Genomic DNA, 23,503 nt, shown 5'->3' on the forward strand with positions numbered 1-23,503 from the left:
AAAAAATGAAACTAACACACAGCACTACATTACCTGAATTAGGGGTTTCTCACAATCCAGAAATAAAGAAAAAAGTATTTATTGGATCGGGTGAAATACCACAACTTATGATGTTTGGTAGTGCTGTTTTTACTCCCGGACAATTTGTCGAGCTTCATAAACATGATACAATGTTTGAAGTGTTTTACATACAAAAAGGCCAAGCCGAATTTGTTGTAAATAACCAAAAAATACTTGTACAACCTGGTGATTGTATCACTATTGAACCAGGCGAAATACACGCCCAAAGCAATCCCTTTCAAGAAAATGTAGAATGGCTCTATTTTGGTATTGCCACAGATTAATACACTCCTATGAATTTAACTTTAAGCATTCCTGCCTTGCTTTTTCCCGCAATTTCGTTAACCATGTTGGCGTACAATGCACGTTATTTAGCTATTGCCGCTCTAATTAGGCAATTGCATAAACAATATCAAGAAACCGGATCCTCATCTGTGAGTTTACAAGTTAAAAAACTAAGTAAACGATTATCCATCATAAAAAATATGCAAGCAACTGCCATTTTAAGCTTTTTATTAGCAGTAATCACCATGTCATTAATTTATGTACAACTTAATTTCTGGGCTAATTTGGTTTTTGGTTTTAGCCTTTTGGCTTTAATAATTTCTTTGGTTTTATCATTTATAGAAGTACAGCTTTCGACCAAAGCATTGGCTATTCAGTTAAAAGATTTGGAGTGATTTTTTAAATGTAAATATAGTGGCTTAAAGCTCGTGTAGCCGCTCCGCAAAGTCTCCCGACTTTGAGGAACAAACAGCGTCGAAAAGATTAAAGTAAATTAAAAAACATGAAAGAAGGTTATATCATTAGAGAACAAGACAAAGCACATTTTATTACTGCTACAGTAGTAGATTGGATGAAAATTCAAAAATAAATTGATTTTTACACTATGAACATTATTAGCAAGTTTGAACATAATAGCCTCAAAGTCAGGAGACTTTGCGGAGCGGGAAAAATCAACCAAATCAATGAAGATAACTTTATTGATTTCTTTACTAATGAATTAGATAATAAAGAGATTTTCGATGAAATTTTTAAATAAAATAGAAAAAGTAAATAAATATATTTTAAATAGATATGTAGGCTATTTATCTAATGGTTTTTTTTATTTAAATGAAGATAAATATGTTTATCCTTCATCTAATATATATAGTATTAGTAGTAATGTTTTTTCTTCTAAAGATTTTTACTTAAATAAGAATAAGAAGTTAGAATATTTGAATAAGATGAAAGGAAAATATTTTTCCGGAATTCATTACAATAATATTCTTCTTTATACGGATAGTGATAATTTTTATTTATTTGATTATAAAACTAACAACACTTTATTTTCAAGTTTTTTTTATGAAGATAGAAGCATTCATTTAATTCTAAAAAATATTTATTTGTGCTATGGTGATAATTTTATTAGTGGCCATAATTTAAATACAGGTGAAGAATTATGGAATACAGATTGGAAAGTTATAATTAATGATACAACAGCATATTTGCTAACAAATAAATTATTAGTTGTAAATACCTTATTATTTTTATCGTTTGCTAATAAAGACCAAAACCCTATTGGTAGTATTGTAATAAATACAATCACAGGAGAACTTGTTCAAAAGCTACCATTATTAAAAGGGTTTTTGTATAACAATAATGATACAAGTATAGTGGCAACTTCTGGTATTTTTAATAATACCCAAACCTTAAGTATTTACAATATAAATGCAAATACTGGTAAACAAATAGTTTTAAATACAATTTTCCACAAACCTAATTGGAGTATAAAACATGAATCTAGTGTTATTCATAACAATAAATTATACTTAGCCATACAGCAAGGAGCAACTTTTATTGCTAGTGTATTAGCAATTCTAGATTTAGAAACGTATCAAATATTAGATACTCATGAATTTTTAAAAGATGATAATAAAGAATCTAATCCAGATAATTGGTTGCATATAGAAAAAATTAAGGTAAATGATTTTATGATTGCTGTATTAACAGCAGGAGGAACCTTGCACGTTTTTGAGAAAGAGGAATCAATATAACAGCAAAAAATCCCCGCTAGCGCGAGCGTTACGCTCGTGCCGGCAATAGATAAGTTAGTATAATATGAAAATAGTAAATAATAACTAGGCGTAAAACATCCCCCTAACCCCCTTGTAAGGGGGAATTGTTAACGTATAAATTACCCCTTACAAGAGGCTGCCCGCAGGACGGGGGATGTAAAACGTTGAATAATGCTAATATTTTGAAAAAGAGAAAAAAAGAATGAGTTAGAGTTAACTTTAGCGCATTTTAAACCACACAGTTTGTTTTTTGTTTTGTAAACAATGTACAGAATAGTACTATTTGGTTTAAATGCAGATTACATCCTTTAAAACGCATCCAACACATTACAAATGCCTGTTAAAAAAAAGCCTTTATACCAATGAGTTTGTTATAATTCACGAAAACGTTTTCTCCTAAAACATATTTGAATAAAAATTGGCGAGGAAAAATAAAAATACTCTTTTCGAAAGTATTGAAAACATTAGACAATTGTATTTTACTTATTTTGATTCTAAATAAGACCAGTAATCCCCATTAAAGTTTGTTAATAACTTGTCTGTGCAGTAAATTTGTATAAAAAACTAAACTAATGAGCGGATTTTTTAAATCTTCGATCGGTAGAAAGTATGCAATGGCACTTTCTGCTTTCTTTTTAATGTTTTTTCTACTTCAGCATCTTGCAATCAATTTATTATCAGTTTTTAGCGCCAACGCTTTCAACGAAGCCTCTCACTTTATGGGTACTTTTTGGGCTGTTCAATATGTATTGCAACCTGTTTTAATCTTTGGAGTTATTTATCATTTTGTGATGGGTTTTATTCTAGAAATTAAAAACAGAAATGCCAGAGCAGTAAAATACGCAAAGAACAACGGAGCAGCTAATTCTAGCTGGATGAGTAGAAACATGATTTATAGCGGATTGGCAATTCTAGCCTTTTTAGTGCTTCACTTTATTGATTTTTGGTTGCCAGAAATCAATACCAAATACATTCAAGGCGACATGTCTGGATTATTGGCAGATGGTGAAGGCTTTCGTTATTACGAAGAACTAACACATAAATTTGTCAGTCCGATTAGAGTTGGAGCTTACATAATAGCCTTTGTGTTTTTGTCGCTACACCTTCAACACGGATTTAACTCGGCATTCCAGTCGGTTGGAGCGCCAGTAGGAAGAAAAAAAGTTATGAAAAATATTGGTAAGGCTTATGCAATTCTAGTTCCACTAGGATTTGTACTTATTGCACTTTATCATCATTTTAACCATTAATACTATTTACTTATGTCTGTATTAGACTCAAAAGTACCAAAAGGCCCATTAAAGGATAAATGGACCAACTATAAAGATCATATTGATTTAGTTAACCCTGCTAACAAGCGTAATATAGATGTTATTGTTGTAGGTACAGGTTTAGCTGGTGGTTCTGCTGCTGCAACTTTAGCAGAACTTGGTTACAATGTGAAAACATTTTGTTATCAAGATTCTCCTAGAAGAGCGCACTCTATTGCCGCTCAAGGTGGTATAAATGCGGCTAAAAACTATCAAGGCGATGGGGATTCTACCTACCGCTTATTTTACGATACCGTAAAAGGTGGTGATTACCGTTCTCGCGAAGCCAACGTATACCGTTTAGCTGAAGTTTCTACAAATATTATTGACCAATGTGTTGCACAGGGTGTGCCTTTTGCACGTGATTATGGCGGACTATTGGATAACCGTTCTTTTGGTGGGGTATTAGTTTCACGTACATTCTACGCAAAAGGACAAACAGGACAACAATTATTATTAGGTGCATATTCTGCAATGAACAGACAAATTGCTCGTGGTAAAATTACCCCGTTCAACCGCCATGAAATGTTAGATATTGTAAAAATAGATGGCAAAGCTCGTGGAATTATTGCTCGTAATTTAGTTACCGGAGAAATTGAGCGTCATTCTGCTCACGCTGTAGTAATTGCTTCAGGTGGTTACGGAAATGTGTATTTCTTATCTACCAATGCCATGGGTTCAAATGTAACTGCAGCTTGGAAAATACATAAGAAAGGGGCGTTTTTTGCAAACCCTTGTTATACACAAATTCACCCAACGTGTATTCCACGTTCAGGTGATTATCAATCTAAATTAACCTTAATGTCGGAGTCATTACGTAATGACGGACGTATTTGGGTTCCGAAAAACTTAGATGATGTAAAAGCAATACGTGAAGGAAAGAAAAAACCAACAGACTTATCAGAAGATGAAAGAGATTACTACTTAGAGCGTAGATATCCGGCTTTTGGTAACTTGGTGCCACGTGATGTTGCTTCAAGAGCAGCAAAAGAGCGTTGTGATGCTGGTTATGGTGTAAATGCAACTGGTGAAGCGGTTTATTTAGATTTTGCTTCAGCTATTGAACGTTATGGAAAAGAACAAGCAAAAATTCATAATATCACCAATGCTTCTGCTGAAAAAATATACGAATTAGGTGCCGCTATTGTAAAAGCAAAATATGGTAACCTTTTTCAGATGTATGAAAAAATTGTTGATCAAGATCCTTACAAAACACCAATGATGATTTATCCTGCAGTACATTATACTATGGGCGGTGTTTGGGTTGATTATAATTTAATGACAACCATACCAGGATGTTACGCTATTGGAGAAGCAAACTTCTCTGATCATGGAGCAAATAGATTGGGTGCTTCTGCATTAATGCAAGGTTTAGCCGATGGGTATTTTGTATTGCCATATACTATTGGAGACTACTTATCTAACGATATTAGAACTGGAAAAATACCAACAAACACCCCAGAATTTGATGCTGCTGAAAAAGAAGTTACAGATAGAATCAACTTCTTTTTAAATAATAAGGGTCAACACTCTGTAGATTATTACCATAAAAAATTGGGTAAAATCATGTGGGATAAATGTGGTATGTCACGTAACGCAGAAGGACTTAAAGAAGCTATTGAAGAGATATCGGCACTTAGAAAAGACTTTTGGCAAAACGTAAACGTACCAGGAACTGCTACTGAATATAATGAACAATTAGCAAAAGCTGGTAGAGTAGCCGATTTCTTAGAGTTAGGTGAATTATTTGCTAAAGATGCTTTGGTAAGAGAAGAATCTGCTGGTGGACACTTTAGAGAAGAATACCAAACAGAAGATGGTGAAGCTAAAAGAATGAAAGAATTTCAGTTTGTCTCTGCTTGGGAATATAAAGGGGAACCAAAAGATGCAGTTTTACATAAAGAAGAGCTGATCTACGAAAATATAGAAGTTAAAGAAAGAAGTTATAAATAAAAAAGATAGTATGAACTTAACACTTAAAATTTGGCGTCAAGCAGACGCAAACGACAAGGGGAAAATGGTCGATTACAAAGTGACAGAAATATCTGAACACATGTCTTTTTTAGAAATGATGGATGTTCTTAACGAACAATTGGTAAATTCTGGTAAAGAACCTGTAGCATTTGATCACGATTGTCGTGAAGGTATTTGTGGAATGTGTTCTATGTATATTAATGGAGAAGCACACGGACCAGATAGAGGAGTTACAACATGCCAATTGCACATGCGTATGTTTAAAGATGGTGATACGATAACTATAGAGCCATTTAGAGCAAAAGCATTTCCTGTAATAAAGGATTTAGTAGTTGATAGAAGTGCTTTTGACCGCATTCAGCATGCCGGTGGTTATATTTCAGTAAATACATCTGGAAACACTCAAGATGCTAATTCTATTCCTATTTCTAAGCACGCGGCAGACGAGGCTATGGATGCTGCAACCTGTATTGGATGTGGTGCTTGTGTAGCAAGTTGTAAAAATGCTTCAGCAATGCTTTTTGTAGGCGCAAAAGTATCGCAATATGCATTATTGCCACAAGGTCAAATAGAGGCTGCTGATCGTGTTAGAAATATGGTTGCTCAAATGGATCTTGAAGGGTTTGGTAACTGTACCAATACAGGAGCATGTGAAGTGGAATGCCCTAAAGGTATTTCCTTAGAGAATATAGCTCGTATGAACAGAGAGCTATTGAAAGCAAATATATAAACCATTCGTTATATTAAACTAAAAAACCCAAGCAATTGCTTGGGTTTTTTAGTTTAACTATTGTTTTATTAATTACATTTTTACGATTATAAATTCAGAACGTCTGTTAAGTTCATGTTGTTCTCTAGTACATCTTACACTACCGTTACATTCATTAAGTAACTTGTCTTCACCGTAACCAATGGCGCTTTCAATACGAGCAGCATCAATACCTTGAGAAATTATATAATCTCTAGATGCTTTCGCACGCTTATCTGATAAGTATCTGTTATATGCTTGTGCTCCTCTACTATCGGTATGAGATTCAATTTTAATAACCATTTTCGGATACTCGTTCATTACCTCAACTAACTTGTCTAACTCTTTTGATGCATCGTCACGAATATAAGACTTATCAAAATCGAAGTAAATCATATCAGTTTTAAGCTTTTTGATACCGTTTTCTATTGCTATAAGTTCTTCTAGTCTTCTTAAGGATACATCAACCATTGCTGTTTCTTCCACTTTCGTAGTCGTATTTTGTATATCTTCAAAATACCCTTGTCTTTCCGTTCTAATGATGTATTTTTTATCGCCTTCTAAATCTTCAAATACAAAGCTACCATCATCATTAGTTTCTATTTCTTTAAGCTTAATATTGTTCTCATCTAATAACATTACTAAGGCTCTTGGCATTGTTTCTCCAGTTACCAATTCTGTTACGATACCCGCTATTGCCGAGTTGGTTACGTTATCTATAACTAATTTTTCAAAAGAATAAATATCATCATCTCCCTTTCCGCCTTCTCTGTTAGATGCAAAATATCCTTTGCTACCTGCAGCATTTATAATGTATGAAAAATCGTCTTTATTACTATTTACAGGTTTTCCAACATTCTTTACTTCTTTAAATCCGTCTTGATTATAAGCTACTTCAAAAACATCTAAACCACCCAAACCTACGTGACCATTAGAAGAAAAATATAATTTATTACCCGTTACAAAAGGAAACATTTCTTTCTTTTCTGTATTTATTTCTGGCCCCAAATTTCTGGCTTCAGAATACGTACCATCTGCCAAAACATCAGCAACAAAAATATCTGACTCACCTATACTACCAGGCATATCTGAAACAAAATACAGCAACTTACCGTCAGGGCTTAACGCTGGATGACCCGTAGAATAATTATCACTATTAAATGGTAATTCTGTAGGCTCGGTCCATTCATCCCCTACTTTAGTTGATTTGTATATTTTTAAATGATTTACACCGTTTTTATCTCTTTTAAGTTTCTTCCCATAGTTATTTCGCGTAAAATACATGGTTTTATTATCTGGCGAAAAAGTAACTGAAGCCTCGTGGTATTTTGAATTGATTTTTTTAGAGAATTTGATTGAATTCTTTAAATCATCCGATTCTTCATTAATTTTTGACACATATAAATCAAGAAAAGGCTGATCATTCCATTTATATTTTCTTGTAGCAAAAACAGAAGAATCTTTTGAGGAAGCATAAACCACTTGGTCATCACCGTAATACATAGGAGAAAAATCGGAGTATTCCGTATTTATTGCAACTCCATTAATTTTAAACTTATCATTAGCATCTATAATACCGTCAAGTACAATTTCATTTTGGGTTTTTTCATCTACATCAACTTCTTCAAGTTCCTTTTTCTCCATTCTGTTGTACAAACGCATTAACCTTTTGGCCTTGCCGTATTTTCCTGTACCTTTTAATGTGTGTGCATATTTAAAGTAATTATCAGCCGTCATATTGTCTTTGTACTCATTATAAAGTACATCATACCACTCGTATGCCTTTTGCATGTTGGTATTGTAATAATACGAATCCCCAGCCTTTTTCAATATTTCAAAAGAATAATTCTTCTTATCCTCTAATGCCTTTTCATAAAGCTCAGCAGCTTCGGCATACCACATTTTATTAAAATATGCATCGGCTTTTTGAACTAACTTAGAAGCATTAGGGTTTTCTTTATTAGGAAGAACATTTTCTAAATTGTCCTTTTCGCGCAAAGCATTAAGCATTTCAATGGTTACGTCTTCAATCGCAACTTGCTTTGTTTCTGACTGATTAATAGTTTTTTGACCACCTGAACTTTGCAAATTTGTAGTAGTGCGGGATTGTCCCCACATACTAAAATTGACAAGTAAAAGTGATGCTAAAAGAATTTTTTTCATGGTAGGTAGAATTAGAAGAATCTTTGGGGTATTAACTTATTCTCTAATGTAATAAATTGGAGACAGCGGAAAACCCGATGCCTTCTTGCATTAAATTTGGTTATATTATTTATTGATATGTTTTACTATGTTTATTAACGTTTAGTTTAACTGTTTCGTATATAAATCAGGCCTACTTCAATATATCACACTAAATATTGTGTTACAATATCAAGCGCAACCAAGTACCGAAGGCTAAACGTTGTTAATCAAAAATATAATATGTTGCACAAAATCAACATTTTATGTTGTGTAAAGGTGATTATGAGTAGTGCCAGAACTAGTTTAATGTGGTTAAGTCTAGGCTTTTCTACGAAAAAAATACTTTTCTGAATTAATTATAAGCTTCCATTTCAAGCAAATGAAATTTAATTAAGACATTTAAGAAAATAAAAAAGTCCTTGATTACATCAAGGACTTTCATCTATTGAGGCAACCAAATGCCTATTTTTTTTCTTCTATTTTATCTTTAGAATCGTCTTCTTTTGAAGCGTCTTTAAACTCTTTAATACCACTTCCAAGTCCACGCATTAATTCTGGAATTTTTTTACCGCCAAAAAGTAACAGTATTAATACCACTACTACAGCTATTTGCCATGGCCCCACCATCCCTAAGAATATATTTGAAGTTATCATAATTTAATATTTTAGAAATACAAATTTACTAAAAAAGTATTACACCTACTGTTAATATTTTACTTACCTTAAATATCTTTAAAAATAAGACTATTTTCAAGGTTATAACGTAAATTAAGTAAGCTTATTATAAATACGATGTTGTCTTAATATTTTTCTAAACATCTATATTCAAATACAATACTAAGCTTATATTTGTGTAATTATGGCTAAAAAGAGAAAAAAAAGAAAAGAAATTAAGCGAAAATTGCTTCATAAATATCGTTTAGTTATTCTAAATGAAAATACTTTTGAAGAAAAAATATCTTTTAAACTTAGCCGTTTAAATGTATTTATTACTGGATCACTTTTTATAGTTTGCCTTATTGCGTTTACAACACTTTTAATTGCCTTTACTCCTCTACGTGAATATATACCAGGCTATTCATCTACTAAATTAAAAAAACAAGCCACAGAACTAACTTACAAGACCGATTCGTTAGTGACTGTTTTAAATTATACCAATAAGTATTTAGACAATATTAGAATGGTTTTAAATGGTGATGTTACCAATAATAAAATTAATAGGGATTCTTTATTCGAACAGTTCAAAATAGATCCTTCAACAATAGATTTAACGCCAATAAAAGAAGATTCTGTACTCCGAGCACAAGTTGCTCTTGAGGATAAGTACAATTTGTTTGAACGCAGTACTAAAAATATAAATCAAATTTTGTTTTCGCCAATTAATGGCACCATAACTCAAGAGTATGATCCAAATAAAAAACATTATGCTATTGATATCGTTGCTCCGAGTGGCACTCCAGTAAAAGCTGTGGCTGATGGTACTGTTATATTTTCCGAATGGAACACAGAAACAGGCTACGTGATTATTCTAGAGCATAAAGACGGACTACTGTCTGTGTATAAACATAATGGGTCGCTCAACAAGGAACAAGGCGAAATTGTCCGAGCTGGTGAAGTAATTGCCTCGGTTGGTAATACGGGTGAACTAACTACTGGGCCTCATTTACACTTTGAATTATGGAGTAATGCCAATCCTGCCAATCCTAAAGATTATATCGATTTTAAATAAAATTCTATGTCTCTAAAATCGTTAGCTGCAAAAATATTCGCGAAAAGAATTTCTAAAAAAAACGCTAAATGGGTCAATAATCCTATACAGACCCAAAAAATAGTTTTTCTAAATCTTCTCAAAAAAGCGGAAAATACTGAGTTTGGTAAAGATCATAATTTTAACGCCATAAAATCACATGAAGATTTTGTTAGAAATGTGCCAGTCCGTGATTATGAAGAATTAAAAGGATATATTGAAAAGGTAGTAGCCGGAACTCCCAATGTACTTTGGCCCAATAAACCAAAATATTTTGCAAAAACTTCAGGCACAACATCTGGATCTAAATATATACCTATAACTGAAGAATCTATAAAATACCAGATAGAAGCATCGAGAAATGCCATTCTAAATTATATTGATGAAACTGGTAATGCAGAATTTGTTAATGGTAAAATGATATTCTTACAAGGCAGCCCAGAACTACATGAAAAAAACGGGATTAAATTAGGTCGACTTTCAGGAATATCGGCACATTATGTGCCAAATTATTTACAAAAAAACAGGTTACCAAGTTGGGAAACCAATTGTATAGATGATTGGGAAACCAAGGTAAATAAAATTGTTGAAGAAACCATGAAAGAAGATATGACCGTTATAGCGGGTATCCCCTCTTGGGTGCAAATGTATTTTGAAAAATTAAATGATAAAAGCAATAAAAAAGTAGGTGAATTATTTAAAAACTTTAACCTGTTTATCTATGGAGGCGTAAATTATGAGCCCTACAGAGCCAAATTTGAAAACTTAATAGGTCGACGAGTAGATAGTATAGAACTTTTCCCTGCGAGCGAAGGATTTTTTGCCTATCAGAATTCTCAAAAAGAAAAGGGAATGCTGCTACTTTTAAATTCAGGTATATTCTACGAGTTTATAAAGTCTGACGAGTTCTTTAATGAAAACGCAGCAAGACTCACTTTAAAAGATGTGGAGATTGGCGTAAATTACGTGATGATAATTTCTACGAATGCTGGTCTATGGGCATATAATATTGGAGATACCATTCAGTTTATTTCCTTAAAACCTTTTAAGATTATTGTTTCTGGAAGAATTAAACATTTTATTTCGGCATTTGGTGAACATGTAATTGGAAAAGAAGTTGAAGCAGCAATGCAAAAAGCAATTGAAGCAACAGGAGCTCGTGTTAATGAATTTACCGTTGCCCCTCAAATCACCCCAAATACAAATGAACTTCCATATCACGAGTGGTTTGTTGAGTTTGAAAAAAATCCAAGTAATATGAATCAATTTATTAGCGTCTTGGATCAGACCTTACAAGAACAAAACAGTTATTATTTTGATTTAATTACAGGTAAAGTTCTTCAAACATTGAAAGTTACTAAAATTAGACAAGATGGTTTTCGATATTATATGAAATCTATTGGCAAACTTGGGGGTCAAAATAAAGTTCAACGTTTATCCAATGACAGAACGGTAGCGGATAAACTAAAAAATTATATTGAAGCTTAACTATTTTAAGATTTTTTGAAAAATAAAAAACTAAAATATTAATTGTAATTTTACGAGAATTTTTTTTATGAGTAAAGCAACAAATACTACAAGGGCACAAGAATCTACAAACGCGATAGAGCGACTGTATATTACCATGCGCCATTTATTTAATCGTGGTTTTTACAAGCCCATGGGCGTTTCTGGTGAAACGTTACGTAATGCACTTTTACAGCTAAGACCTGAAATTTATGGTACTATTGCAGAAGAAAAAGCGGAATTAAGTGGATTAATTTATGTTTTAGAACGTTTGCCAGAAGGAATTGAACAATGCAGATTCATTAACTTAACTTCAGATGAAGGCTATAGTAAATCGCATTTTACAGCCATAATTCCACCAAAAAGACGCCGTAATTGCTACCGCATTGACGATGAGCAAATGAATATCGAAATTACTAGAGGTAGATCAGATATTTATGATATTCTAACGCATCTTACATTTTTATTTATTGAAGCTCACAAAATAGCCACAAGAGTTATAATTGAAGATACCGGGAAAACAATTCGTGATTGGGGTAAATTAGAAAGTGCTGTTAATAAAACTAAACTTACCCAAGCAGAAAGAGAAATAGCAATCATACATACTGCAAATATTTTAGGAAGATCTTTCGCCGAAATAATTGAAGTCTACGAAAAGTTTGCAACAAAGAAAAATCCTGACCGTTTTTTAAATATAATTTACTGGCTAGGAAAATTAGCCATTGAAGAAGAACTAAGCGGAGATAAAAGAGCAATTACTTTCTCACCTTTACTAAGAGAACGTCTTGGACATCATATACATGGTGAACGTTGGGCAAATGCTATAAAAGAAATATTAAGCACAGCAGGTTTACTAAACAGACCAATTCATATCATAAGCGCTAACATGCATAGTGTTATGAACTCTTTGTTTGCTAGAAAGGCATTAATCAAAGAATTTCCAGACACACAATCTTTAGAAGTTTTTGAAAAACTAAGTTCTTCGGAAAATGTTGCCCTACGCAACAAAGTTATTGCCGTTGCAAAAAAGAATGGAATGATATCCATTGATGATGTTTCGGGGACTAATATTGATGTTCAAATATTCGATACAGCAAAACTAACTAGTCAAAATAGCAGCTACACTTTTGCAAAAGACCTAGCTAGTGAGAAAAAACCTATTATATTTGTAATGGATTATGCCTTTGGAGAACAAGCATACGAGACAATTGATGAATTCTTAAAGCCCTATAAAATTAAAAAAAACCAAGAGGTATTTTTAGATATTGAATCGTTATCTATTATGGGGAAAGCGGGTATTTTAGAAGGTGGAAAGGGTGATTTAATGATCCCATCAGCGCATATTTTCGAGGGTACCGCTGACAACTATCCTTTTAAAAATGAGCTGTGCGCAGACGACTTTAAAGGCCAAGGATTAAAAGTTTTAGAAGGTGCAATGGTTACTGTTTTAGGGACTTCATTACAAAATAAAGATATTTTAAAGTTTTTTCATGCCTCCACATGGAATGTTATTGGATTAGAAATGGAAGGTGTACATTATCAAAAAGCAATTCAATCTGCCTCTAAAATTAGAAAAAGTATACGTGAAGATGTTAAGGTTAGATATGCGTATTATGCCTCAGATAATCCTTTAGAAACAGGAAGTACATTAGCCTCTGGAGGTTTGGGTACTACAGGGGTAAAACCAACCTATTTAATCACACACAAAATATTAGAACAGATTTTTAATAATTCTTAATAACCATGAGTAACCAAGTTCCAAACACGCCATCATCCTCTTCAGACGAAGTAGATTTAGGTCAATTATTTCAAGTAATTGGCAATGGATTTAAAAAAATTGCTCGAATTTTTCGAAACATTTTCAATAGCATTTTCAATGGAATAATCATCTTCCTGCTTTTTATACAGAAGCATTTTTTAAAATTAGTTATTACAGGAATAGTTGGACTCAGTATTGGTATTTATTTAGATATAAACAAAGAACCAGAATATTTATCTACAATGGTTGTTGAACCAAATTTTAATAGCGTTCAACAATTGTACAATAATATCAATTTTTATAATGAATTAGCCAAATCAGAAGATTCTGTTGCGTTGGCAGAAGCTTTAGACATTCCATTAAAAGAGGCCGGTTCTATTAAAAAATTTTCAATAGAATCGTATTCAGATGAAAACCAGAAAGTACAGCTATTTGATAAATTCGTTCGTAGTTTAGACACTACCACACAAAAAGCGATTGATATGGAAGCTTACCTAAAGAATTTTAACTCTTTAGATGCTCGTTTTCATACCATTTCATTGACTGCATCGAATAACGAAATTGGCAAAAAAATACAATCCTCTATTATAAATTCTATATCCAGAAACGATTATTTCAATCTTCAGAAAGATATAAGTGATATTAATATTAAACTCCAAGACAGTATTTACGCAAAGCAGATAAATGAAATAGATTCCTTGCAAGTTTTATACAAAAAAGTCATGCTCAAAGAAGCTGACAAGCCTATGCAAGGTACAAATATTAGCCTAGGAGAAAATGGTAATCAAGACAACAAAGAACTTTCTCTGGTAAATAAACTAGAAGAGCTAAAAACTAGTTTAGTAGAATTGAATGAAGAAAAAGCTAATAAATCTAGTATTTTGAATGTGATTTCCGCCTTTCCAAGAAAAGGAGTTGAAGTTAAGGGATTACTGAATAGTTATAAGTTTTTAATTCCTGCAATACTTTTGAGTATTATATTACTAATCTTAGGTCTATTGTCATTAAATAAATACCTTAAAAACTATAAAATTAAATAGGGATGAACATTTTAATTACAGGCGGTGCTGGATTCATAGGTTCCCATGTGGTACGTAGAATTGTAAATAATTATCCAAACTACAAAGTGTTTAATTTGGATGCATTGACCTATGCCGGAAATCTTGAAAACTTAAAAGACATCCAAAATTTACCCAACTATACTTTTCTGAAAGGTGACATTACTGAAGCCACTTATATTAATACAATTTTTAAGAAATATAAATTTGATGGTATTATTCATTTGGCTGCTGAGTCACACGTAGATAGATCAATTACCAATCCTCTAGAATTTGTAATGACCAATGTAATAGGGACTGTAAATTTATTAAATGCAGCAAAAGAACTTTGGAGAGACAACATGGATGGAAAACTTTTTTACCATGTAAGTACTGATGAAGTATATGGTTCTTTAGGGGAAAATGGGCTTTTTACGGAAACTACACCATATGATCCAAATTCTCCATATTCTGCATCCAAAGCAAGTTCAGATCACTTTGTAAGAGCCTATGGTGAAACCTATAATTTACCATTTGTAATTTCAAACTGTTCCAATAATTATGGGCCAAACCATTTTCCAGAAAAATTGATTCCACTATTTATAAATAATATCATACAAAATAAACCACTCCCGGTTTATGGTGATGGTAATTACACTCGTGACTGGTTATATGTTGAAGATCACGCAGCCGCGATAGATTTGGTTTTTCATAAAGGAAAAAATCATGAAACCTATAATATTGGTGGATTTAATGAATGGAGAAACATTGATTTGGTTAAATTATTATGCGAGTTAATGGATCAAAAGTTAAATCGAAAAACAGGAGAAAGTGCAAAATTAATTACCTACGTAAAAGATAGGCCAGGTCACGATTTACGTTATGCTATTGATGCAACAAAAATAAACCAAGAACTAGGCTGGAAACCTTCTGTAACTTTTGAACAAGGATTGGCTAAAACTATTGATTGGTTTTTAGATAACCAAAAATGGTTAGAAAATGTTACCTCTGGTGACTACAAGGAATATTATTCAAAGATGTATCAATAAAAAACTAATCAAAAATAGTATGAAAGGTATAATTTTAGCAGGAGGCTCAGGAACTAGATTACATCCATTAACATTATCTGTAAGTAAGCAATTAATGCCTATTTATGATAAGCCTATGATTTACTATCCCCTTTCCACGCTAATTTATGCTGGGATAAGTGAAATATTAATTATTTCTACTCCAAAAGATCTTCCTCTTTTTGAAGATTTATTAGGTGATGGCACAAAATACGGCTGTAAATTTGAATATGAGGTACAAGAGGCGCCGAATGGATTAGCAGAAGCTTTTATAATTGGCGAAAAATTTATTGGAAAAGATAAAGTAGCCTTGATATTAGGAGATAATATTTTTTATGGTTCTGGATTGGCTAAATTATTACAGTCTAATAATAACCCCGATGGCGGCATAATATATGCCTATAGGGTTCATGATCCAGAACGTTATGGCGTTGTCGAATTTAACGATGATGGGAAAGCAATCAGCATAGAAGAAAAACCTCTAGAACCAAAATCAAATTTTGCGGTTCCGGGTATCTATTTTTATGATAATACAGTAGTAGAGATTGCAAAAAACATTCCTCCAAGCCCGAGAGGAGAATTAGAAATTACAGACGTAAATAAAGTTTATTTAGAAAAAAATAAACTCAGTGTTAGTATTTTAGATAGAGGTACTGCATGGTTAGATACGGGTACATTCCAATCTTTAATGCAAGCGTCACAATTTGTAGAAGTAATAGAAGAACGACAAGGTTTAAAAATTGGAGCTATCGAAGGAGCTGCTTATGAAATGGGCTTAATTAACAAAGAACAATTTAAAGCTCTAGCTGAACCTCTTATGAAAAGTGGTTACGGCAAAAATCTTTTAGGAATATTGAATAAAAATTAATGAACGCAATAGAAACCCCATTACAAGGCTGTTATATACTAGAGCCCAATATTTTTGAAGATGATAGAGGCTATTTTTTTGAGAGTTTTAATGCCAATAAATTTAATTCCGCCATTGGACAAGAAGTATTCTTTGTCCAAGATAATCAGTCTTTCTCAAACAAAGGCGTCATACGTGCTATTCATTACCAAATAGGAGAATACGCTCAAGCAAAGCTAGTTCGCGTGTTAAGTGGTGCTGTATTAGATGTGGCAGTCGATTTGCGAAAAGAATCTCCAACATTTGGACAACATTTTGCAATAGAATTATCTGCTGAAAATAAAAAACAACTATTTATCCCAAAAGGTTTTGGCCATGGTTTTGCTGTTTTAAGTGAAACTGCAGAATTCTTCTATAAATGTGATAACTTTTACAATAAAAGTTCGGAAGGAGGTATAATATATAACGATGATTCTTTAAATATAGATTGGCAGTTGTCGGAAGAACTAATAAAAGTTTCTGAAAAAGATTTAGAATTGCCTACTTTAGAAAAAGCAAAACTATAAATGACTAATAAAAAACTAAAAATTTTAATAACAGGTGCTAATGGTCAATTAGGTCTATGCCTAAAAGATATATCCGTTGAATATCCATTGTACATTTTTGATTTCAAGACTTCTAATCAATTAGATATCACAAATAGAAATCAAGTAAGTACTTTGTTCTTAAGTGAAAACTTTGACTATTGTATTAATTGTGCAGCCTATACCGCAGTAGATAAGGCGGAGAGTGAAAAAGAACAAGCTTTTTTAGTAAATGCTGAAGCAGTTAAATATCTTGCTGAAACCTGTAAAATTACAAATACTGTTTTAATACATATTTCAACAGATTTTGTTTTTGACGGAACTAAAGATTCTCCTTACGCAGAAGAAGACCAACCAAACCCAATAAATAATTATGGAGCCTCTAAATTTAAAGGAGAACAATATGTTCAAAATATTTTAACTAACTATTTCATTATTAGAACCTCTTGGGTATATTCAGAGCATGGTAATAACTTTGTAAAAACAATGCTTCGTTTAGGAAAGGATAGAGATGAAATTAGCGTTGTTAATGACCAGATTGGATCACCTACCTACGCCAGAGATTTAGCACAGTTTACAATGGGTTTAATTAAAAATAATACTACATCTTATGGGATAAAAAATTATAGCAATGGTGGAAGAATAAGTTGGTATGATTTTGCTGTAGAAATATTTAAACAAAAACAGGCGAAAATTAAAGTTAACCCTATAACAACTAAAGATTATCCTACTCCTGCAAAACGACCAAAATATAGCATCTTAAAGTTAAGAATAGAAAAAAAAATTGATTGGAAAGCTAGATTAGAATATTGCCTATTGAAATTAAGTGAAAAATGAATTCTATGGAGTCCAAACTTATTGAGTAACGGATAAAAGGGGAAATTCAAGTTTTAGATAATAATATTAATTTACCCCATCTAGAAAACTTTAAAAATAGTAAAATATTTGATTTTGAAATATCCTATACGGAGAATTGTTGAAAAAAGGAATTGTCGTGACTAATCCAATTTAACATAACAAGTTAATTAAAGAATGTCTTTAAAAAATCAAGCTTTATCTGGTGTTTATTGGTCAACGATGCAACTTTTCGGCACCCAAGCTATTGGTTTTGGGGTATCACTTATTCTAGCTAGACTATTACTACCTGCCGAATTTGGATTAATAGCTATGTTGGGTATTTTTATTGGATTGGCTACAACCTTAATTAATAGTGGATTGACACAATCTTTAATTCGTTCTGAAAACTTAGACGATGAGGATTATACAACGGTCTTTTATTTTAATTTGGCTGGAAGTATTATAATCTATTTCGTTATTTATTTCGCTGCACCATTAATAGCAAGTTTCTATAATCAAGATTTATTAACTTCTATAGTAAGGGTTTATTGTATAACTTTTATAATCAATGCATTTTCAGCGATACAAATTACAAGACTTACGAAAATAATGGATTTCAAAACCCAAATGAAGGTAACAATTCCTTCTTTGATTATAGGAAGCGTTGTTGGAATTGCTATGGCATATAATGGTTATGGGGTTTGGAGTTTGGTTTGGAGTGGAATTGTTCAAGCAGCAGCGGCAACCATTCAATTGTGGTATTGGGCTAAATGGCGTCCTTTATGGATTTTTAACATGAAGAAATTCAAGCAACATTTTAACTACGGCGTAAAACTGATGTTCTCAGGAATATTAGATATTATTTTTACACATGCCTATGCCATTATTATTGGAAAGTTTTTTTTGCCTGCTCAAGTGGGATTCTATACACGTGCTGAAACCTTACAAATGTTACCAGTTGGAGGTATTAGCTCAATCATTACAAAAGTTTCCTTCCCTCTGTTTTCAGCGATACAAAACGATGATATACGATTGAAAAACATTTATAAACGCATAATGCAAATGGTCATTTTTCTGGTAGCACCAACCTTAATTCTAATGGCAGTTTTAGGTGAACCTTTATTTCGCTTTCTATTTACAGAAAAATGGTTGCCTGCCGTACCTTATTTTCAAATTCTTTGTTTTAACGGCATACTATATCCTATACATTCTTATAACTTACAAATATTGAATGTAAAAGGACGCAGTGATTTATTTCTAAAATTAGAAGTCATAAAGAAAATATTAGTTGTTTTGGTGATCTTAATTTCATTGCAATACGGAATATATGGTTTATTGTATGGCAGCGTTATCTCTTCCATTTTTGCTTTTTTTATCAATACCCATTATAGTGGTAAATTTTTAAATTATTCAGCTTGGCAACAAATCAAAGATCTGCTACCTATAATTATATTAGCTGTTTTTACTGGGGTCGTAGTTTATTATATAGACCATTTGTTGCAACTTAATTTTTTAAATGATTTCAGCCGCCTTTCTTTGGGTACTTTGTCAGGGGTCATTACCTTTGTATCAACAGCCTATTTAATTAAGATAAGTTCTTTAACAGAATTAATAGATATAATTCAACGTAAATGATCAACGTAACTAAAACTTTTTTTCCGCCTATTGAAGAATATGTTAGCCAACTTAAAAGAATATGGGCAAATGAATGGCTAACTAATAGAGGAGAATTAGTTCTAGAGCTCGAAGAGAATTTGAAAGATTATCTAAAAGTTTCCAACATAATTTTAATGACTAATGGGACAATTCCTTTACAAATTGCTTTAAAAATCCTAGGAAATCAAGGTGAAATTATAACTACACCTTTTAGTTATGTTGCTACTACTTCTGCTATTATTTGGGAAAATTGCAAACCTGTATTTGTAGATATTCACCCTGAATATCTCACCATTGATGAAACAAAAATAGAAGCAGCAATAACTGATAAAACAACCTGTATTTTAGCAACGCATGTGTTTGGCAATCCTTGTAATATAGAAGAAATAGACCGTATTGCTAAAAAACACAATCTAAAAGTAATTTACGATGCAGCCCATAGTTTTGCAGTTCGGTATAAAGGTAAAAGTGTATTTGAATATGGCGATGTAAGTACTTGCAGTTTCCATGCAACTAAATTGTTTCAAACCGGTGAAGGAGGAGCAGTATTTTGTGAGAATGAATCACTACGACATAAAATGTTTTATAGTCACAATTTTGGCCATAATGGGCCATTAGAATTTCATGGATTGGGAATAAATGGTAAAGTTTCAGAGTTACATGGAGCTATGGGGCTTGCTGTATTACCACATTTAGATAAAATTTTGGAAAGCAGAAAGAACGTGGTGGAGCTTTATGATTTGAAATTAAATTTTGATAAATTAAATAAACTAAAAATAAGGGAAGGTACTTATTGGAATTATAGTTACTATCCAGTCATTTTTCAAAACGAGGAAAAACTTTTATTAGTTCAAAAAAAATTGAACAGTCATAAAATATTTCCTAGACGATATTTTTATCCTTCTTTAAATAATGTTCCATTTTTACCAAAAGTGACTATGCCTATTTCAGATGATATTGCATCCCGAATATTGTGTTTGCCATTGTCTCATGATTTAGTCAAAAAAGATATAGAAATGATTTGCCAATTCATAAATTCTTAAAGATGTTAATTATAGGAGCTAAAGGATTTGCTACAGAAGTTTTAGATGTTTTTAACCAAAAAAACATGAAAATCAACTTGGCTTTTTACGATGATGTTAATAAGGATATTGGTCGTCTTTTATATGATACATATCCCATTTTGAGAACTCAAAAAGAAGTTTTAGCATTTTTTGAAAAAAATGGAAATGAATTTACCATTGGCATTGGAAAACCTTTCTTGCGAAACATGATAGCTCTTAAGTTTGAAAAACTAGGGGGAAAGCTCGAATCTGCAATAAGTCCAAATGCATTTATTGGCCAATATGACATTCAATTAGGAGAAGGTTTAGTAATACTTAATGGTGTTAACATTTCTAATAACGTGAGAATAGGTAAAGGAACAATGATATATTACAATGCAATTATAACTCATGATTGCAAAATAGGTGAATTTGTGGAAATATCACCTAATGTTATTATTTTAGGTAGAGTTTCTGTTGGTTCATTTACGCATCTTGGAGCTAATTGTACAATTTTACCTAATCTTAATATTGGAAAAAACGTAATTATAGGTGCGGGAGCTGTAGTAACGAAAGATGTACCCGACAATTCAATGGCAATAGGAGTCCCTGCAAAAATTGTCAAAAACTTAGAACCTTTAAATTTTTAAAAGGAATGAATGTACTGCCAATGGTTAGCGTTGTTCTAATAACCTACAATCATGAAAAATATATTGAAGAAGCGATTGAAGGAGTTCTAATGCAGGAAATTACTTTTCCAATAGAATTGATAATAGCAAATGATAATTCACCAGACAATACAGATGATATTGTTAAAAATATATTGAAAAAGCATTCAAAATCTTTTATAATTAGATATATTAACCAACAGGAAAATAAAGGTATGATAGCCAATTTTATCGATGCACTATCTCAATGTAATGGTAAATATATTGCTTTTTGCGAAGGTGACGATTACTGGGTAGAGCCTTTAAAATTACAAAAACAGGTTAATTTTTTAGAAGAAAATTTGGAATATGGCCTAGTAGCTACAGATTTTAACATACTTCATCAATTGAGTGGAAAAATGGAAGAATCTCTATTTAAAAATGATCCAGTTAGATTTCCTATTTACAGTGATTTTAAAGAATTTTTATTAGCCGCGGGCTATATGGCGCCATGCACGTGGGTTTTAAGGAAAGAATTTTTACCATCATTTGGAAAATCATACCTTGATGCTACTTTTCCTTGGTTATTAGACATTTATGCTAAAAGCAAGGTTTGTGTATTATTAGAAACAACTGCGGTTTATAGAATGTTACCGGAGAGTGCTAGTCATTCCAAATCTAAAGACAAACTATATTTAAGAGCTTTGGGGATTTTAGATATTCAACTCGATTACGTAGATGAATATAAATTACCTGAAAGCTTTAAATTAAAAGTATTAAAGCGACATTTTAGTCAAACACTACCTTTAATAATTTTATTGGGGCTTAAAGATGAAATAAAAAATGCATTAATTTATATTCCAAAGAATGAAAGAAATTTTAGGGATAGAATTTTATTTTTTATCTCGAGAATTCCATTAAGTAAGGAACTTTTGAGTTTCGCATTTTTTTTAAAAGAGAAAATTAATAAATAGCCTATTAGTAAGTTTAATTTCAGAAACACAGCAAGTAAAAATTAAATCTATTTTGAATTTAAAGCATTATTATTAACTATCCAATACATTTGAATACTAAACTCATTATAATTACGAAAGGTTATTAGATATCTTTAAATGTTCATAACCTGATTTATAATTGAAATAATAATTACAAATAAATACTTGAGCTAGCTAAAAAAAATTAGATTGATTCTGATTTAATGGACTATTTCATCTAAGCTAAAGCCATTAACCTGAAAATTATTAAAATCCATAAGTGGATTATAAAATAACCATATGCCGCGATTATGCTATAATATAAGTAAAATCGAAATTTAATAAAAGCCATGTTAAAGGCAGAATACAGTAAAAGATAGCATTAAAATTAGGTTAATTAGCCTGTAATTTCTAATAAAAAACACCTTAAAGTACTTATGTGGTTTTATATATTCCTATTTACTGGATTGTCTATTCTTACACTGAGCCGTAAGGAAAAACCTAAATTAACCCTAATATTAATTATGGGTTTTCTAATAGTTATAGCAGGCTTTAGAGGCAACATAGATAATGATTATTTGACTTATGTTAAAAATTATACATTAATAACTACCGGAAAACCCGTTTTATTTGAACCTTTCTTTATTGTAGTTTCACTAATAATTAAATTTACCATAAATAATGTTATCGGTGTTTTCGTCTTATTTGCGATTTTTGGCGTGGGTTTAAAATATCTAGCAATTAAAAAATTATCTGATTTTTGGTTGTGTTCGATCCTCGTATATTATTCCTATTTCTACTTTCTGCATGATATGACTCAAATAAGAACTTCAATTGCTTCTGCAATTTTGCTGTTGGCAATCCCTTATATACGATCACAAAACATAAAAATGTTTTTATTATTAGTGTTCCTTGGTGCCATGTCTCATTATTCCTTAATAGCTATTTTACCTATGTATTTTATCTCGACAAAAAAAGTTGAGAACATTTTTTACTTTTTAATACCTGTAGCTTACCTATTGTTTTATTTAAATATAAATATCTCTTCCCTAATTGGTCTAGTGAATAGTTTTTATGAAGGAGGTGGCACACGATTTGAATTTTACGCTATACTAGCTAAGAATAATTCAATTGAAGTATTAAGTGTACTTCAATTAATCCACATTATTCTATGTTATATTTTCTTATGGAAATGGAAATTTTTATCAAAAAAAAATGCTTACTTTATAATTCTTTTAAAATTTTATATAATTGGCACTTCTCTATATGTAGCATTTGCTGATATCCCCGCTCTGGGAATAAGATTTTCCGAATTATTCCACATTGTTGAAATTATATTAATTCCAATGTTAATATATTTGACGAAGAAAAAAATAGATGCAAAATTCCTAATAATTATTCTATCTCTTTTTAGTCTGTTATTGCTGACTTTTAGATTAGAATTATTTAAACCTTATTTTAATTAG

The 23,503-nt window shown here is 31.7% G+C and carries 21 protein-coding genes; 19 read left to right on the forward strand and 2 right to left on the reverse strand.

The window, feature by feature from the left end; translation table 11 throughout:
* The first annotated feature begins 5 nt into the window (after nucleotides 1-5).
* From B8963_RS03545 to B8963_RS03570, 6 genes are all read left to right on the forward strand, one after another.
* Complete coding sequence (locus B8963_RS03545; protein WP_084060713.1) at nucleotides 6-344, forward strand: cupin domain-containing protein; 339 nt, start codon at nucleotides 6-8, stop codon at nucleotides 342-344.
* Between the two features lie 9 nt (nucleotides 345-353).
* Nucleotides 354-740 carry a DUF2721 domain-containing protein gene (locus B8963_RS03550; protein WP_084060013.1) on the forward strand — a complete coding sequence of 129 codons (387 nt, stop codon included), beginning with the start codon at nucleotides 354-356 and terminating at the stop codon, nucleotides 738-740.
* 345 nt (nucleotides 741-1,085) lie between these two features.
* Nucleotides 1,086-2,096, forward strand: coding sequence for a hypothetical protein (locus B8963_RS03555; protein WP_084060014.1), 1,011 nt, complete (start codon nucleotides 1,086-1,088; stop codon nucleotides 2,094-2,096).
* A 593-nt stretch (nucleotides 2,097-2,689) separates the two neighbouring features.
* Complete coding sequence (locus B8963_RS03560; protein ID WP_084060015.1) at nucleotides 2,690-3,367, forward strand: succinate dehydrogenase cytochrome b subunit; 678 nt, start codon at nucleotides 2,690-2,692, stop codon at nucleotides 3,365-3,367.
* A gap of 12 nt (nucleotides 3,368-3,379) precedes the next feature.
* A complete protein-coding gene (locus B8963_RS03565; protein WP_084060016.1) occupies nucleotides 3,380-5,380 on the forward strand; it encodes a fumarate reductase/succinate dehydrogenase flavoprotein subunit in 2,001 nt (666 codons plus the stop codon).
* A 10-nt stretch (nucleotides 5,381-5,390) separates the two neighbouring features.
* On the forward strand, nucleotides 5,391-6,131 hold the full coding sequence (locus tag B8963_RS03570; protein ID WP_084060017.1) for a succinate dehydrogenase/fumarate reductase iron-sulfur subunit: 741 nt from the start codon (nucleotides 5,391-5,393) through the stop codon (nucleotides 6,129-6,131).
* A gap of 72 nt (nucleotides 6,132-6,203) precedes the next feature.
* On the opposite strand, the gene B8963_RS03575 is transcribed toward B8963_RS03570, so the two are convergent.
* Both B8963_RS03575 and tatA read right to left on the reverse strand, forming a co-directional pair.
* Nucleotides 6,204-8,312, reverse strand: coding sequence for an OmpA family protein (locus tag B8963_RS03575; RefSeq protein ID WP_084060018.1), 2,109 nt, complete (start codon nucleotides 8,310-8,312; stop codon nucleotides 6,204-6,206).
* 483 nt (nucleotides 8,313-8,795) lie between these two features.
* Nucleotides 8,796-8,987, reverse strand: coding sequence for a twin-arginine translocase TatA/TatE family subunit (gene tatA, locus B8963_RS03580; protein ID WP_084060019.1), 192 nt, complete (start codon nucleotides 8,985-8,987; stop codon nucleotides 8,796-8,798).
* Between the two features lie 205 nt (nucleotides 8,988-9,192).
* Here tatA and B8963_RS03585 point away from each other — a divergent pair, with 205 nt between their 5' ends.
* From B8963_RS03585 to B8963_RS03645, 13 genes are all read left to right on the forward strand, one after another.
* Nucleotides 9,193-10,062: a M23 family metallopeptidase gene (locus B8963_RS03585; protein ID WP_084060020.1), complete on the forward strand. Its 870-nt coding sequence runs from the start codon at nucleotides 9,193-9,195 to the stop codon at nucleotides 10,060-10,062.
* Between the two features lie 6 nt (nucleotides 10,063-10,068).
* Complete coding sequence (locus B8963_RS03590) at nucleotides 10,069-11,568, forward strand: GH3 auxin-responsive promoter family protein (protein ID WP_084060021.1); 1,500 nt, start codon at nucleotides 10,069-10,071, stop codon at nucleotides 11,566-11,568.
* 67 nt (nucleotides 11,569-11,635) lie between these two features.
* The gene (locus B8963_RS03595) at nucleotides 11,636-13,324 is read left to right on the forward strand and encodes a DUF6909 family protein (RefSeq protein WP_084060022.1); all 1,689 of its coding nucleotides are present in this window, start codon (nucleotides 11,636-11,638) and stop codon (nucleotides 13,322-13,324) included.
* A gap of 5 nt (nucleotides 13,325-13,329) precedes the next feature.
* The gene (locus B8963_RS03600; RefSeq protein ID WP_084060023.1) at nucleotides 13,330-14,385 is read left to right on the forward strand and encodes a hypothetical protein; all 1,056 of its coding nucleotides are present in this window, start codon (nucleotides 13,330-13,332) and stop codon (nucleotides 14,383-14,385) included.
* Nucleotides 14,386-14,387: 2 nt separating this feature from the next.
* Nucleotides 14,388-15,431, forward strand: coding sequence for a dTDP-glucose 4,6-dehydratase (rfbB, locus tag B8963_RS03605; RefSeq protein WP_084060024.1), 1,044 nt, complete (start codon nucleotides 14,388-14,390; stop codon nucleotides 15,429-15,431).
* A gap of 19 nt (nucleotides 15,432-15,450) precedes the next feature.
* Nucleotides 15,451-16,317 carry a glucose-1-phosphate thymidylyltransferase RfbA gene (gene rfbA / locus B8963_RS03610; protein ID WP_084060714.1) on the forward strand — a complete coding sequence of 289 codons (867 nt, stop codon included), beginning with the start codon at nucleotides 15,451-15,453 and terminating at the stop codon, nucleotides 16,315-16,317.
* Nucleotides 16,317-16,862, forward strand: coding sequence for a dTDP-4-dehydrorhamnose 3,5-epimerase (gene rfbC / locus B8963_RS03615; RefSeq protein WP_084060025.1), 546 nt, complete (start codon nucleotides 16,317-16,319; stop codon nucleotides 16,860-16,862). Before rfbA ends, rfbC begins: the two co-directional genes overlap by 1 nt.
* Nucleotides 16,863-17,717 carry a dTDP-4-dehydrorhamnose reductase gene (gene rfbD, locus B8963_RS03620; RefSeq protein WP_084060026.1) on the forward strand — a complete coding sequence of 285 codons (855 nt, stop codon included), beginning with the start codon at nucleotides 16,863-16,865 and terminating at the stop codon, nucleotides 17,715-17,717. It abuts the gene before it with no gap.
* Nucleotides 17,718-17,912: 195 nt separating this feature from the next.
* Nucleotides 17,913-19,352, forward strand: a complete 1,440-nt coding sequence (locus B8963_RS03625) for a lipopolysaccharide biosynthesis protein (protein WP_084060027.1) — start codon at nucleotides 17,913-17,915, stop codon at nucleotides 19,350-19,352.
* Nucleotides 19,349-20,416, forward strand: a complete 1,068-nt coding sequence (locus B8963_RS03630; RefSeq protein ID WP_084060028.1) for a DegT/DnrJ/EryC1/StrS family aminotransferase — start codon at nucleotides 19,349-19,351, stop codon at nucleotides 20,414-20,416. The genes B8963_RS03625 and B8963_RS03630 overlap by 4 nt, the downstream gene beginning before the upstream one ends.
* Before the next feature lie 2 nt (nucleotides 20,417-20,418).
* A complete protein-coding gene (locus tag B8963_RS03635; RefSeq protein ID WP_084060029.1) occupies nucleotides 20,419-21,066 on the forward strand; it encodes an acetyltransferase in 648 nt (215 codons plus the stop codon).
* Nucleotides 21,067-21,071: 5 nt separating this feature from the next.
* Nucleotides 21,072-22,037: a glycosyltransferase gene (locus B8963_RS03640; RefSeq protein WP_084060030.1), complete on the forward strand. Its 966-nt coding sequence runs from the start codon at nucleotides 21,072-21,074 to the stop codon at nucleotides 22,035-22,037.
* A 437-nt stretch (nucleotides 22,038-22,474) separates the two neighbouring features.
* Nucleotides 22,475-23,503, forward strand: a complete 1,029-nt coding sequence (locus tag B8963_RS03645; RefSeq protein ID WP_084060031.1) for an EpsG family protein — start codon at nucleotides 22,475-22,477, stop codon at nucleotides 23,501-23,503.

The organism is Cellulophaga tyrosinoxydans, from assembly GCF_900176415.1.
Classification (GTDB): domain Bacteria; phylum Bacteroidota; class Bacteroidia; order Flavobacteriales; family Flavobacteriaceae; genus Cellulophaga; species Cellulophaga tyrosinoxydans.